A 14,397-nucleotide genomic window follows, 5' to 3' on the forward strand; every position below is an offset into this window, starting at 1 on the left:
GGGCCACCTCCTTTCCACAAGGATACAATGCTGCCTTTAAGAGTAGCAGCCATACCAGTTTGCTCCTTATATCCAACAATGCCGTTATCGCACCAAGAGACGCAACAAGAGAGTGAGAATATTGATGACGCTCGACACCGCCCAGCTTAACCAGCAGCGCATGCCGTTTGATGATGACGCCGAACTTTGGCTGTTCGGCTACGGCTCCTTGATCTGGAAAGCGGAGTTTCCTTATCTCGAACGCCACCCCGCCTATATTCACCATTGGGCACGCCGCTTCTGGCAGGGCTCCCATGACCACCGAGGCACCCCGGCATCGCCGGGGCGTGTGGTCACCTTGATCAACGAGCCCGGCGCCACCTGCCAGGGTATGGCCTATCGCATTAATGCCAGTACCTTGCACGCGCTGGATATCCGCGAAAAGAATGGCTACCTGCGTGAGCTCATCACCCTGCACTTTGCCGATGGCAGTCACGCCGAAGGGTTGATTTATTTGGCCACAGAAGAAAACGCCGCTTTTCTGGGCGCAGCACCCCTCGATGCAGTCGTCGAACAAATCGCCACTGCCTATGGTCCCAGCGGCTCCAACCGTGACTACTTGCGCCACTTGGCAACTGCACTGGAAGAGTTGGGTGCTGAGGATGCACATGTGTTCACGCTGGCGGCGCATGTGCGATCAAGAGATAAAAGTGATTCATTGATAAGTTCAGAGCAGTCGCCTTGCCATTGACAGCGATACATGAAAATATATACTTTTACTTGAGAATGAGAATCTATATCTTTTAAAGACAACCCACTATGACAAATGAACAGCGCCAAACCCACCAAACTGCTCTATTTTTGCGCACCTCTTTCGAGGCGGTCCAGAGCTCTATCGCCGGCAGGCTGGAGGACCCTTTGCCTTGCTGGCTGGATACCAGCATGGTGATGATGCTGTCCCGTGAACTGAAGCGCTGCTGTCATCAGTCAAAGTCACTGTTCGTACCGGAAGCTGCCGAGCAACTTTCTCTTGCCGCTCAGCAATGTGAACTGTTGCTGAAGCAGTGCCCCGGGATGCTGAGCAGCGCACTATGCTACCGACACCTTGGCACCATACTGACCCCGTTAAATGAAGCGATACAGTACATGGCCATCCCCATCAAGATGCGCTGGCCATGGCAGAGGCTGGCAACTAGGTAGTTAGGCGCACATGTTCTTTGAAAAACGTCTGAGGACGGTACTTTAGGCAACCTGGATTGTGACTCCCGCCTCCCTTCCCGTATAGTTGAAGGCTTATTACTTCAGGTTCGTAATTACCGATGCTTCAACCGCGTGTCCAAATTCGCCCCCGCCGTCGCCACCCCCTGCATTTTTTGCCGCTAGGAGGCTGTGGTGAAATCGGCATGAATCTGAGCCTTTACGGCCATGACGATCACTGGATCGCCATTGATTGCGGCATGATGATTCGTCAGGATCTGCCAGATTTTCCGCTACAGGTACCCAATCTCGATACTGCCACGGCATTGGGGATCATTCCTCGGGCACTCTTCATTACCCATGGCCATGAAGACCATATCGGCGCTGCTGCCTGGTTGTGGCCACATTGGGGTTGTCCTATCTACGCCACTCCCCTGGCCGCCGGGCTTTTGCGCCTGAAATTTTCCGAGCGTGGCTTGGCAACCGATGCCATTACTATCGTCGAGCCCGGCGAAGCGCTGGAGAATGGCCCTTTTACGCTACGCTATCTCCCGATGACTCACTCCATTCCCGAAAGCTGTGCTTTGATCATGGCTGTCGGCAATTATCGAGTGCTGCATACCGGAGACTGGAAACTCGACCCCGACCCTCTGGTCGGTGCGCCGGTATCCGCTGCGATGCTGCGCGCCTTGGCGCCGGTCGACCTGGTGGTGGGAGACTCCACCAATGCGCCGCTGCCGGGCCATTCGGGTAGCGAAGGCGGCGTGGCCGTGGCCCTGGAAACCACCATGGCCCAATGCACCGGGCGCATCGTGATATCGTGTTTTTCCAGCAATATCGCCAGAATCGTGGCCATTGGCCGGGCAGCGCAGCGCTGCGGCCGGCGCATCAGCTTGATGGGACGCTCAATGGAACGCATGGTGACGGTGGCGCGGGGTTTGGGATATCTCGATGATTTTCCGCCGTTGGTGCCCGTCCATGACTTAGGCTATCTGCCGCCGGAAGAGGTCGTAGTGATCGCCACCGGCAGCCAGGGAGAACCCCGCGCGGCCCTGCAGCGCCTTGCCCAAGGGCGGCATTCGCATTTTGAGCTTCAGCCCGGCGACAGCGTGATCTTTTCCGCCAAGGCGATTCCCGGCAACGAACGCATGATCGAACGCTTGAAGACCTCGCTGGCTCGCCTTGGAGTCAGCCTGTATGACGAGTTCAACCATCCCGAGCTACATGCCACAGGCCACCCTGCTCAGGATGAGTTACGCAAGCTGTATCAATGGACGCAGCCGCGCTACCTGTTGCCCGTGCATGGTGAGGCACGTCATCAACAGGCACATCAAGCGCTTGCACGGGAAATGGATATCGAGGCGCCTCTAGCGCCCGTAAACGGCGACATGATACGCCTGGATGCCAACGGCCTTACCTTGGAGAAGCGCCATCCTCAGCCGCCCTGCATCGTCAGCCAGGACAGCGTGGTGCCGCATCCGGGCCTGGATGGATCACATCAGCGTTCACGCCACGGCAGCCTGTATCTGGCCTTGCCGGTGGCGGCGACCGAGACGGGCTGGACGCGCATCGGGCGGCTGATGCTTGATAGCAATGCCACCAGTCCGATGGATGAAGACAGTTTCGTGGATTGGCTCGATGAGCAGTTGGACGACATTCATGCCGACACGCTTTCCGAATTGAGAGCCGCCCTGCAACCTCGGTTGGTCGATTGGCTGACAACCCATCTTCAGCGCATGCCAGAGGTACATCTACAAATCATGGCGGAGGAAATGCCGCAGTCGACATGAGTCGCCCGCTTCTGTTCAAACAGTCGCAATCAGGAGGATGACCAGCGCTGGGCATCGGCTTGATCCGTATGGCGCTCCTTCACCCAATAATCTCCACTTTTGGCGTGCTCTTTTTTCCAGAACGGTGCTTCTGTCTTGAGCAAGTCCATAATGAAGTCACAGGCTTGAAACGCATCACGCCGATGAGCACTGGCGACCAGCACCCTGACAATGGGGTCCCCAGGCTGCAAGTGACCCACTCGATGAACCACCCGCACGGCCTGCAACGGCCAACGCTGCCATGCTTGCTCGGCAATGGCGTGCAAAGTTTTTTCCGTCATGCCGGGGTAGTGCTCAAGGCTCAGGCCCGTTACCTCGGGAGCTTCATTGAAATCGCGTACCAAGCCGGTGAAGCTGACTACCGCCCCGATATCCGTTCGTCCATTTAGCGTTTCCGGATAGCCATAGGTGATGGCAAAGGCGTTGGACTGCACTCTTATCTCGATATCCGCCATGATTAGCCCCCTGTGACCGGCGGGAAGAAAGCAACCTCATCATCATCGGTAATACGGGCCGTATCGTTGGCCATGACCTGATTGATGGCGCAGAGAATGCGTTGTTCGTTAAGCAGAGCAAAGCGAGGATCACGCTGAGCGAGGACTGCTTTCAAGCCGGCAATATCCCGCCTAGGTAATTCATCCAGGCTTACGAAACTTTCACTGGTGGCCAGTCGCTCGCGGAGTTCCGCCAGAAATTTGACCCTGACTCCCGCCGTGGGGCATCGCTCTCTCAATGAGACTTCACCGGTCTCTCCTTCGCCGGTCACGATAGGCGCTTCCGACGCATAACCGGCCCGCCGATAATCACCGCTTTTCCCCCCGATCTTACTATCCAGGCGAATGGCCTCGATCTGCATGGTCTTGTCGACGGCCTTGCACATATCATAGAGCGTCAGACAGGCGACCGAGACGGCGGTCAACGCTTCCATTTCAACGCCAGTGCGCCCCGTCAAACGGCATGTAGCAGAAACTTCGACGCAATGTTGTTCATGGTTGATCAAAAAGTCGACGGAGACTTTGGAGAGCGCCAGCGCATGGCATAGTGGGATTAGCTCATGGGTGCGTTTTGCAGCCTGAATACCCGCAATACGTGCAGTGGCCAGGACATCGCCCTTGGGCAAGCCCCCTTCCACCAGCAACGCCAGGGTTGCCGGCTGCATGAACACACACCCGGATGCCACGGCTTCACGAGACGTTTCAGCTTTGTCCGTCACATCCACCATATGGGCTTCGCCATGGGCGTTCAGATGCGTCAAGTTCATGCTTTTCCTCTATCGACAAGTTGAGTGTTAGGGAGATAGACCAAGGCTAAGCCAAGGATGCCTTCCAGCACGCGGGCCATTTTTTCACCCAGGCGGCAATGTCCATCATATTATCAATATCCAGCACCACGACGTCCTCCTTCAGGGTAAGCGCTTCGGGTTGATTGGTGGCAACCGCACGCACCCAGGTATCCTGCACGAGGCTTGTATCACCACAGGTATCACGATGAAGTGCCAGCTTGGGAAATGGCCAGGTTTTGAAGCCTTCTACCAGAATCAGATCCGGTGAATAGCAGCGCAAGGACTCGACCAAGGCGGGCAAGTCCGGCTCCTCCTGCCCCGGTGTTTCCATCATCAGGGCAAGTCGTTTGTGCGATGCCACCAGCATCGGCGTGGCACCGGCACAACGCAAACGGTGGCTATCCTTGCCGGGTTTATCCACCTCGAATTCATGATGAGCATGCTTGATCACCGCCACCTTGAGCCCCTGCTCGCGCAGTACCGGAAGCAGCTTTTCCAATAAAGTCGTCTTGCCGGTGCCACTCCAGGCGGCAATACCCAGCAGTGGCAAATCAGGCTCGAATGACAAGGTCGACAATGCGTTCATAACTACTCTTTTTTAAGAGATCTCTTTGAAAGTATTTCTTTGTGGTATTTCGTTACATGCCGACTGATTATTCATCTTCGCCGGCGGCTGGCAACACCCAATTCAATACAATACCTACCAATGCTGCAAGACTCACCCCTTGCAAGGTGAATTGCCCTTCGCCGAATTGCATACCGCCGATCCCGAATACCAGAATCAACGACACCACCACCAAGTTACGCGGAGCGGTGAGCGAGTGCCCGGCACGCACCAAGGTATTCATGCCTACCACTGCAATCGAACCGAACAGCAAGGTCATGATACCGCCCATCACCGGACCGGGTATGGTTTGCAGCAATGCCCCCAGCTTGGAAATGAAGGCCAGCAATACCGCAAGCACCGCGGCCACTATCATGTACAAAGGATTGAAGGCTCGGGTCAGGGTTACCGCACCGGTAACTTCCGAATAAGTCGTGTTGGGGGGCCCACCCAATAGCGCCGCCACGGTGGTCGCCAAGCCATCTCCCAGCAAGGTGCGATGCAGGCCAGGGGTTTCCAGGTAATTCTTGCGCGTGACCGAGCCGATGGCAACCATATCACCGATATGTTCCACCGCTGGCGCAATGGCAACGGGGATCATGAATAAGATCGCGGCCCAATGAAAGCTAGGGGCGGTAAAGGCCGGAATGGCCAGCCAGGCGGCTTCGCGTACCGGGGTGAAATCCACGGCACCCATCAAGAGCGCCAGTCCATAGCCAGTAACAATACCTCCCATGATCGGAATCAGACGCAGCAACCCTCTCCCGAATACAGCCAGCACCAAAGTCACCAGCAAACTGGTCATGGAAAGAAAAATGGCCGTGCCGTAATCGATGTTGTCGCTGGTTTCACCGGTGGCCATACTTACCGCTACCGGCGCCAGTGCCAGCCCGATCACCATGATGACCGGCCCGACCACCACCGCCGGCAAAAGACGATGCAACCAGACCGTCCCTTTCAACCGGACAGCCTGAGAAATCACCACATACACTAAGCCGGCAGCCATCAGACCGCCCATGGTCGCGGAAATGCCGAAACTCGCTATTGAGCCTTGGATCGGCGCAATGAAAGCAAATGACGAGGCAAGAAATACCGGCACACTTTGCCGAGTAACGGCATGGAACAGCAGTGTCCCGGCACCTGCGGTAAATAGCGCCACACTGGGGTCAAGCCCTGTCAGTAACGGCACCAAAACCAAAGCACCGAATGCCACGAATAGCATTTGGGCGCCGGTGAGAAGTACGCGCAGCAAGGATTCCGCCTTGGCAGCAGAAACGGCGTCACTCATGTAACAATCTCCGGGCAACAATGACCAAAAAAATGCCCCTGGCATCAAAAATGCGAGGGGCAGTAAGGAGGGGAACTAGCGTGTTCCGAAAATCTTGTCTCCGGCATCTCCCAGGCCTGGAACGATATAACCGTGTTCATCCAATCGCTGATCGATTGAAGCGGTAAAGATTTCGATATCGGGATAAGCATCTTGCACGCGCTTGATGCCCTCCGGTGCCGCGACCAGCACAATGACCTTCATATGCTTACAACCCTGCTCCTTGAGCATGTCCAGGGTGGCTACCATAGTGCCGCCCGTTGCCAGCATGGGGTCAATCACCAGCGCCATGCGCTCTTCGATGTCATTGGCGAACTTGGCGTAATAAGGCACAGGCTCCAGGCTTTCTTCATCGCGATAAAGCCCCACGACACTGACCCGAGCGCTAGGAAGCAAATCGGTTACGCCTTCCAGCATTCCCAGCCCGGCACGCAGGATCGGAACGATGGTGACTTTCTTGCCCTTGAGCCGTGGTACCGCCATCGACTCATTGTTCCAGCCATGGATTTCCTGGTCTTCGACTTCCAAGTCCTGGGTCGCTTCGTAGGTCAATAATTTGGCGATCTCACCGGCCAGTTCACGAAAGCTCTTGGTGCTTAGATGAGCTTCTCGCATCAGCCCCAGCTTATGCTGAACCAATGGATGCTTAACGGTATGGACACTCATGGAAATCTCTCTTGATAGCTGGTTCAGGACGATGACGAAAGTTCAGGCGACGTTAAAGACGTAAAATTGCGCGACATTCTACGCCTAACTCATGAATGGGTTAAGGGGACTCTGGCAATTGCCAGTCGATCGGCTCGCGTCCATTGTCTTCGAGAAACGCATTGGCCTTCGAAAAATGCCGGCAGCCCAGAAATCCCCGATGAGCGGAAAGTGGTGATGGATGTGGCGCTTCAAGCACCAGATGTCGTTGAGTATCCACCAATGCCTTTTTCTGGCGCGCATGACCGCCCCAAAGCAGAAATACACTCGGTTTGGCATGTTCACTGACAACACGGATCACTTGGTCGGTAAATTTTTCCCAGCCTTTTCCGCGGTGCGATGCGGCATTACCACGCTCTACAGTCAAGGCGGCATTCAATAGCAATACGCCTTGCCGCGCCCAATATTCCAGGTTGCCATGCTTGACCGGGGTAACACCCACGTCAGCGGCAAGCTCCTTGTAGATATTGGCAAGCGACGGCGGTACCGGCACCCCCGGCTGCACGGAAAAGCACAGTCCATGCGCCTGGTTCGGACCGTGATAAGGGTCCTGGCCCAGAATGACCACCCGAACGTCATTCAACGGCGTCAACTCGAAGGCACGAAACCAGTTTGAAGAGTGCGGATAGATGACTTTGCCATCGGCTTTTTCCGCCTTCAAAAAGCGTTTCAACGCCTGCATGTAGTCAGCGTTGAACTCCTCGCCTAAATAGCGGTTCCAGTCATCGGGAAGCGGGTTTGAAGTGCTGGTCATAGGGGGCATCGAGGTAGGGGTCATAGAAACCTCATTCAGCGTTTGGCCTGCTCAACCAGAGGTTCGACATAGGTGACACCCATGTCCCAGGGAAACTGAATCCAGCATTGCTGGGCGACTTCGGTCACGTACTGATCGACCAGAGGGCGCCCATCCGGCTTGGCATAGATGGTGACGAAGTGCGCTTTGGGTAACATTTCACGCACGGCGCGAGCCGTTTTGCCAGTATCCACCAAGTCGTCGACCAGCAACCAGCCCTCGCCGTCATGTTCTACACCCTTGAGCACCTCCAGACTGCCTTGCTCCTGATGATCATAGCTCTTGATGCATACGGTATCGATCAGGCGCACATTGAGCTCGCGGGCGATAAGAGCAGCGGGAATCAAGCCACCTCGGGTAATCGCGACGATACCCTTGAAGTCTCGCTCGACCAGTTGATGACATAGCCGGCGCACATCACGATGCAACTGATCCCAAGAAACGATGAAGTGCTGTTGATAATGCTCGCTGCTCATGGGTGTTACTCGTTTTCAGTGAAGGAACATACCGCGAAAACGCCGTAACCGGCTTCGCGAATCTTGGTGGAACCACCCAGGTCAGGCAAGTCGATAATGGTGGCTGTTTCAACCACATGGCCGCCGCTACGCTGAATCAAATTAGCCGCTGCCAACATGGTGCCACCCGTAGCGATAAGGTCATCCATCAACAGGATTCGGTCCCCCTGTTTGAATGCATCCGAGTGTAGTTCGACCTCGGCATGACCGTATTCCAATGTATAGGTTTCACTGATGGTCTTGAATGGCAATTTACCCTTTTTACGCACCGGCACGAAGCTGCAGCCAAGCTCGTATGCCAGGGGCGCTCCAATGATAAAACCTCGTGCATCGATAGCGGCGATAGCGTCCAGGTTCATTTCTTGATAGCGATGCACAAAGCTATCGATCAGTTTGCGAAAGGCCGCGCTATTTTGCAAAAGCGGCGTGATATCGCGGAAATTGACCCCGGTCTCGGGCCAGTCGGGAACTGTACGAATAACGGACTTGATATAGTCGCCGTAGATGCTCATCACGTCTCTCATCGAAAGAAGGGGGAAATCAATCAGCCTAGGAACAGGTATTTAAAGGCAAACAGTAGCGCCAGCAGAATGACCGCCGGGTTGAGGTCCTTGAAACGCCCGGAGAGCGTCTTGATTGCCGCATAGCTGATAAAACCCAAGGCAATACCTTCAGCAATCGAGAATGTCAGCGGCATCGCCAAGGCGGCAATCAGCACCGGGGCGGCATCGGTGGGGTCATCCCAGTTGGCATGCGCCAGGCTACCCGCCATCAATACCGCCACATAAAGCAACGCTCCCGCCGTCGCGTAAGCGGGAATCGATCCAGCCAGCGGGGCGAAAAACAGACTGGCCAGGAACAGAATGGCTACAACGACAGCGGTAAGCCCGGTGCGGCCCCCTGAAACGATTCCCGCCGTGGATTCAATATAGCTGGTGGTGGTTGAAGTACCCAGAGCGGCACCGGCCATGGAGGCGCCACTGTCAGCCATCATGGCACGACCAAGACGTGGCAGCTTGCCATCTTTATCCAACAGCTTGCCGCGTTGCGCCACACCTACCAAGGTGCCGGAGGTATCGAACAAATCCACGAACAGAAAGGCAAAGATCACACTGAGCATCGCCACGTCCAGAGCGCCCATCAAATCCATCGCCATGAAGGTCGGGGCGATTGAAGGCGGCATGGACATGAGCCCGGCGTATTCATTGTGGCCCAACAGCATGGCGATCACAGTGATACCCAGAATACCGATCATGACGGCGCCGGTGACCTTGAGGTAAGCCAGGGCGGTAATCACGAAAAAGCCCAGCAAGGCATAAATCGCCGGCGGCTGGGACAGATCACCCAGCGCCACGAAGGTTGCCGGATTGGCCACCACGATGCCGGCGTTTTTCAGTGCGATCATTGCCAGGAACAGACCGATACCCGCGGCGATGCCCAGGCGCAGAGAAAGCGGAATCGAGTTGATGATCCACTCGCGTATCTTGAAAACACTCAACAGGAAAAAGCACAAACCGGAAAAGAACACCGCGCCCAAGGCGGCTTCCCACGTATAACCCATGCCCAGCACCACACCGTAGGTGAAAAAGGCGTTCAGTCCCATTCCCGGTGCCTGTGCGATGGGGTAATTGGCCCATATGCCCATGATCAAACAGCCAATAGCGGCCGCCAGGCAAGTCGCCACGAAGACCGCTCCATAATCCATGCCGGCTTCGGAAAGAATACTCGGATTAACAAAAATGATGTAAGCCATAGTCAGGAAAGTAGTAATCCCGGCGATGACTTCTGTTTTCACGTTTGTCTTGTGCTCAGTGAGCTTGAAATGATTATCGAGGAAACGTTTCATGGATGTTTTATCCTGCGCGCGAAAACGCCGTGGCATTAAGGGAGCTAGAAAAGCCGCACATGGTACCTAAAGGCGCCTGACGATGCGAGAACCTCTAAGGCGACATACGTAGACGAGCCTTGTCCACCCTAATCATTTCGTGCAGCCAACACCCGCTCCACTGTTTCCACGATAGCCTGGGTTTGGGGGTCGACTTCGATGTTGATCTGATCTCCCGGCACACGTTGTCCCAGGGTGGTTCGCGCCAAGGTTTCGGGAATCAAATTGACGCAAAACTGTATGCTTGATGCTCCACTCCCTTTGCGTACCTCTCCGACTGTCAGGCTGATCCCATCCACACCGATATAGCCCTTTTCAAATACAAAGCGTCCTTTTTCACTGGGCAGCTCAAACCATAGCTTCCGGTTATTGGGTGCTTCTTCGATGGCGACGAGAGGCGCCATGCCGATGATATGGCCGGACATCGCATGACCACCGATTTCATCGCCAAAACGTGCCGCACGCTCTACATTGACATGGGTTCCCGGAACAACGTTACCCAGATTGGTCAACCGCAGCGTTTCCCGCATCAAGTCGAAACTGATCCGGGTTCCCTCGATCGCCGTGACGGTCAGGCAGACGCCGTTGTGAGCCACGGAGGCCCCCAGCTGCAAGCCTTCACATAGCTCGGCGGGCATTTTCATGATATGGGTACGGAACTGCTCAAGCTCGCGAACTTCCACCACTTCGGCGGTACCCTGCACAATACCGGTAAACATGGGCACTCCTTTTACTGGCTGTTTTAGATGGCTTCTTTGTTACCGCCCCCAGCATAATGCGGCGGTTGTCTTCACCGCAATCAATTGACACTCCCCCCGTCACTCTCTAGACTTTCGCCGCAAATGTAATGACGCCGATTTGTCCCCGGATTGCGGGCGTCCATCAGACATTCTCTGATGAAGTTCAGCTAAAAAGGGTGTGTCCAGCGTTAGGGCCACCACCTAGGGTGGTCTTTTTTATGCCCCTTTTTCGCACCTGCCCTCACATCCCGTGTCTTCGGCCTACCACAAGGCAGACGCCCATGATTTACCTTGAAAACATCAGCAAGACCTACGGGGTTGGCGCCAACACCGTCCACGCCTTGCAAAACGTGAACCTGCATATTCCTCAAGGCAAAATACACGGCGTGATCGGCTTGTCCGGCGCCGGTAAATCGACCTTGATCCGCTGCGTCAACCTGCTTGAGCGCCCTTCTGCCGGCAAGGTCAGTGTCGACGGACAGGACATGACCGCCCTGAGCCCTCAGGCACTGAACAAGGCCCGCCATCGTATCGGGATGATTTTTCAGCACTTCAACCTACTGACCAGCCGCACGGTGTTCGATAATATCGCCTTGCCCTTGGAATTGATGGGAGAAACCCGCAGCACGATCCGCCAGCGGGTCGGGCCGCTTCTGGAACTGGTCGGCCTGGTCGATAAAGCCAACCAATACCCCGCCCAGCTTTCCGGCGGCCAGAAACAGCGCGTCGCCATCGCCCGTGCGCTGGCCAGCAAGCCCAATGTTCTGCTCTGCGATGAAGCCACCTCAGCACTCGACCCCCAGACCACCGGCTCGATTCTTGAGCTTTTACGCGATATCAATAAGAAACTCGGCCTCACCATCCTGCTGATCACTCACGAAATGGAAGTGGTGAAGTCGATTTGCCATCGGGTAAGCCTTATTTCAGATGGTGAACTGGTAGAGGATGCTGAAGTAGGCGATTTCTTTACCGCCCCACGCACCCAATTGGGACGTGAATTTCTCAATGACTTCCTTCAGTTGGAGCCTCCCAAGGAGCTTATTGAACGCTTGAGCCCCGATGCTGGCACCCACACGCATCCGGTCGTGCGCCTCACGTTTTCCGGTGACGCAGTTTCCACTCCGCTGATTTCTCGCCTGGCGCGGGAGTGCGAAGTGGATGTCAGCATTCTTCAAGCCAAGGTGGAATCCATTCAGGATCGTACCCTGGGGCTAATGATTGCCGAGCTTCTCGGCACACCCCAACAAACCCGGGACGCCATGGCGTATCTGGAATCCCACCAATTGCAGATAGAGGTACTTGGCCATGTCCAGCGCAATGCTTGACCTTATTCTCCAGGCCACTCTGGACACCCTGTATATGGTGGCAATATCGGGGATGATCTCGACATTGCTTGGCGTCCCTTTGGGCGTGATGCTTTATGTCACTCGTCCACGCCAAATTCTGGCCATGCCGGTGCTCAATCAGGTATTAAGCATCGTCACCAACATCGGACGCTCGATACCGTTCATCATCCTGATGGTGGCGATCATTCCATTCACCCGAATGCTCGTGGGTACATCGATTGGCATCAATGCCGCTTCAGTGCCGCTGACGATTGCCGCCATCCCCTTCGTCGCTCGTCTGGTCGAAGGCGCACTGAACGAACTCTCACCTGGGCTGGTCGAAGCGGCTCAATCCATGGGTGCCACACCGTGGCAGATCGTCAGGAAAGTACTGCTCCCGGAAGCCCGCGGGGGCATCATAACCGGCCTGACCATTACCGTGGTCACACTGGTGAGCTACTCGGCCATGGCCGGGGCGGTGGGCGGCGGCGGCTTGGGCGACTTGGGCATACGCTACGGCTACAACCGCTTCAACCCCACCATCATGGTGATTACCGTGGTGATACTGGTGGTAATGGTTCAAGGCTTTCAAAGCCTGGGTGACTACCTGGTGCGCAAGAGCGATCGAAAATAGCTTTCAACCTTAATAACCAAAATGAATTAGACACTGGGTTTTTATTCCTGCAATATCATTTTCAAGTAGTCCATTCAACTCAAGAGGAGCGTTCTGGATGCATAAATTACTACTTGGCGGACTCACCGCCATCGCTTTTGCCGTCAGCACCGCCAATGCTGAGACAGACACACTCAAGGTAGGCACCGTCGCTGGGCCTGAAACCGATGTCATGCAAGTGGCCGCTCGCATTGCCGAGGAAGAATATGGCCTGAACGTCGAAATCATCGAGTTCACGGATTACGTGACCCCCAACGCCGCCTTGGCCGATGGTAGCCTCGATGCCAATGCCTACCAGCACGAGCCCTACCTGCAGTCGATGAACAATGACCGGGGCTACGATCTGGCGATTGCCGGCTACACCTTCGTTTACCCCATTGGCGCCTACTCGGAAAAATACGAGAATATTGATGAGCTTCCGGAGGGTGCTCTGATTGCACTGCCCAACGACCCTTCCAACGAAGGCCGTTCCCTGATCCTGATGCACAACAAGGGCCTGATCACGCTGGATGATCCCGAGAACCTGGAAGCCACCCCGATCGATATTGTCGAAAATCCACGTAATTTCCGCTTTCACGAAATCGAAGCCGCTCAGTTGCCGCGCGTGCTGCCTGATGTGGACATGGCTTTCATCAACAATACCTTCGCTCAGCCGGCAGGCCTGAGCTTGGACGACGCCTTGATCAAGGAAGGTCCCGAATCTCCCTACGTCAACTTGATTGCCGTGCGTGGCGGCGATGAAGACCGTGAAGATATCCGCCAGCTGGTGGATGCCTACCAAAGCGAAGCCGTTGTCGAAAAAGCCGAAGAACTGTTCCAAGGCGGCGCCGTTCCCGGCTGGACCGAGTAAGTTTAAGCACTGCTAGACACTACATAGTGCCCTATTTCAGGCCGGCTCATGCCGGCCTGATTCGTTTCCTTTCACGTTTCAGGCGAAACCATGCAACCCGACTACTCCTTACTGTGTCGCCAGCTCAGCGCCTTACTCGATACACGCGACTGGTTAACCAATAGTGCGCAAAGCTGTGCCTTCATCATGCAGGAAATTCCCCAGTTGAACTGGGTGGGCTTCTATCTGCAGCGCAGCCCCGAACTGCTTCACCTGGGACCGTTTCAAGGCAAGCCTGCCTGCCACCCCATTCCCTTCAGCAAGGGTGTATGTGGCGCAGCGGCGCGCAGCCAGATCACCCAGCGCATCGAGGACGTGCATGCCGTGGCCGACCATATTGCCTGCGATGCGGCATCGCGCTCGGAGCTGGTGATTCCTGTGGTGATGAATGCAGGACTATGGGGAGTTCTTGACCTGGACAGCCCGGAGCCGGGCCGCTTCACTGAAAAAGATCAGATCGGCATCGAAGCGTTAGTGAAGATCTTTGTGGATCAGACCGACTTGCCGTATCTCAAATAAAATTCGAACGCAAAAAAACGCCCCTACAATCTGGATTGCAGGGGCGTTTTTACTGGTAGGACCAGGCGGATTTGAACCGCCGACCTCCACGATGTCAACGTGGCGCTCTAACCAACTGAGCTATGGTCCTGTAAA

General features: G+C 55.5%; 17 protein-coding genes and 1 tRNA gene. 7 read left to right on the top strand and 11 right to left on the bottom strand.

The genetic code is table 11. From position 1 onward, the window contains the following. Positions 1–124 precede the first annotated feature (124 nt). From GPM19_RS08620 to GPM19_RS08630, 3 genes are all read left to right on the top strand, one after another. Positions 125–730, top strand: coding sequence for a gamma-glutamylcyclotransferase (locus GPM19_RS08620; protein WP_160418634.1), 606 nt, complete (start codon positions 125–127; stop codon positions 728–730). A gap of 68 nt (positions 731–798) precedes the next feature. After that, positions 799–1,179: a hypothetical protein gene (locus tag GPM19_RS08625; protein ID WP_160418635.1), complete on the top strand. Its 381-nt coding sequence runs from the start codon at positions 799–801 to the stop codon at positions 1,177–1,179. 203 nt (positions 1,180–1,382) lie between these two features. After that, complete coding sequence (locus GPM19_RS08630; protein WP_160418636.1) at positions 1,383–2,966, top strand: ribonuclease J; 1,584 nt, start codon at positions 1,383–1,385, stop codon at positions 2,964–2,966. A 29-nt stretch (positions 2,967–2,995) separates the two neighbouring features. Here the strand turns inward: GPM19_RS08630 and moaE are convergent, their stop codons facing one another. From moaE to GPM19_RS08680, 10 genes are all read right to left on the bottom strand, one after another. Then, entirely contained in the window at positions 2,996–3,460 is a 465-nt protein-coding gene (gene moaE, locus GPM19_RS08635; protein ID WP_160418637.1) for a molybdopterin synthase catalytic subunit MoaE, read from the bottom strand. A 2-nt stretch (positions 3,461–3,462) separates the two neighbouring features. Further along, entirely contained in the window at positions 3,463–4,266 is an 804-nt protein-coding gene (gene moaC, locus GPM19_RS08640; protein ID WP_160418638.1) for a cyclic pyranopterin monophosphate synthase MoaC, read from the bottom strand. 46 nt (positions 4,267–4,312) lie between these two features. Then, positions 4,313–4,873 carry a molybdopterin-guanine dinucleotide biosynthesis protein B gene (gene mobB / locus GPM19_RS08645; protein WP_160418639.1) on the bottom strand — a complete coding sequence of 187 codons (561 nt, stop codon included), beginning with the start codon at positions 4,871–4,873 and terminating at the stop codon, positions 4,313–4,315. Between the two features lie 67 nt (positions 4,874–4,940). Continuing rightward, positions 4,941–6,179, bottom strand: coding sequence for a uracil-xanthine permease family protein (locus GPM19_RS08650; RefSeq protein WP_160418640.1), 1,239 nt, complete (start codon positions 6,177–6,179; stop codon positions 4,941–4,943). A gap of 75 nt (positions 6,180–6,254) precedes the next feature. Next, entirely contained in the window at positions 6,255–6,884 is a 630-nt protein-coding gene (gene upp, locus GPM19_RS08655; protein WP_160418641.1) for a uracil phosphoribosyltransferase, read from the bottom strand. Between the two features lie 100 nt (positions 6,885–6,984). Then, on the bottom strand, positions 6,985–7,677 hold the full coding sequence (ung, locus tag GPM19_RS08660) for a uracil-DNA glycosylase (RefSeq protein ID WP_160418642.1): 693 nt from the start codon (positions 7,675–7,677) through the stop codon (positions 6,985–6,987). A 35-nt stretch (positions 7,678–7,712) separates the two neighbouring features. Next, on the bottom strand, positions 7,713–8,192 hold the full coding sequence (gene gpt / locus GPM19_RS08665; protein WP_160418643.1) for a xanthine phosphoribosyltransferase: 480 nt from the start codon (positions 8,190–8,192) through the stop codon (positions 7,713–7,715). 5 nt (positions 8,193–8,197) lie between these two features. Beyond that, positions 8,198–8,743 carry an adenine phosphoribosyltransferase gene (locus tag GPM19_RS08670; RefSeq protein WP_160418644.1) on the bottom strand — a complete coding sequence of 182 codons (546 nt, stop codon included), beginning with the start codon at positions 8,741–8,743 and terminating at the stop codon, positions 8,198–8,200. A gap of 32 nt (positions 8,744–8,775) precedes the next feature. Next, positions 8,776–10,077, bottom strand: coding sequence for an NCS2 family permease (locus tag GPM19_RS08675; RefSeq protein WP_160418645.1), 1,302 nt, complete (start codon positions 10,075–10,077; stop codon positions 8,776–8,778). 128 nt (positions 10,078–10,205) lie between these two features. Continuing rightward, positions 10,206–10,835 (bottom strand): riboflavin synthase subunit alpha, encoded by a 630-nt coding sequence (locus tag GPM19_RS08680; RefSeq protein WP_160418646.1) that lies wholly within the window; start codon positions 10,833–10,835, stop codon positions 10,206–10,208. A gap of 302 nt (positions 10,836–11,137) precedes the next feature. Here GPM19_RS08680 and GPM19_RS08685 point away from each other — a divergent pair, with 302 nt between their 5' ends. The 4 genes from GPM19_RS08685 (at position 11,138) to msrC (ending at position 14,262) form a co-directional block, all read left to right on the top strand. Further along, a complete protein-coding gene (locus GPM19_RS08685; protein WP_160418647.1) occupies positions 11,138–12,181 on the top strand; it encodes a methionine ABC transporter ATP-binding protein in 1,044 nt (347 codons plus the stop codon). Continuing rightward, positions 12,162–12,815, top strand: a complete 654-nt coding sequence (locus GPM19_RS08690) for a methionine ABC transporter permease (RefSeq protein WP_160418648.1) — start codon at positions 12,162–12,164, stop codon at positions 12,813–12,815. Before GPM19_RS08685 ends, GPM19_RS08690 begins: the two co-directional genes overlap by 20 nt. 97 nt (positions 12,816–12,912) lie before the next feature. Next, entirely contained in the window at positions 12,913–13,704 is a 792-nt protein-coding gene (locus tag GPM19_RS08695) for a MetQ/NlpA family ABC transporter substrate-binding protein (RefSeq protein ID WP_160418649.1), read from the top strand. 90 nt (positions 13,705–13,794) lie between these two features. After that, a complete protein-coding gene (msrC, locus tag GPM19_RS08700; protein WP_160418650.1) occupies positions 13,795–14,262 on the top strand; it encodes a free L-methionine (R)-S-oxide reductase MsrC in 468 nt (155 codons plus the stop codon). 53 nt (positions 14,263–14,315) lie between these two features. Here msrC and GPM19_RS08705 read toward each other — a convergent pair. Continuing rightward, a tRNA-Val gene (locus GPM19_RS08705) sits at positions 14,316–14,392 on the bottom strand. Positions 14,393–14,397 lie beyond the last annotated feature (5 nt).

Origin of the sequence: Vreelandella zhuhanensis, from assembly GCF_009793355.1 — a bacterium.
Lineage (GTDB): Bacteria > Pseudomonadota > Gammaproteobacteria > Pseudomonadales > Halomonadaceae > Vreelandella > Vreelandella zhuhanensis.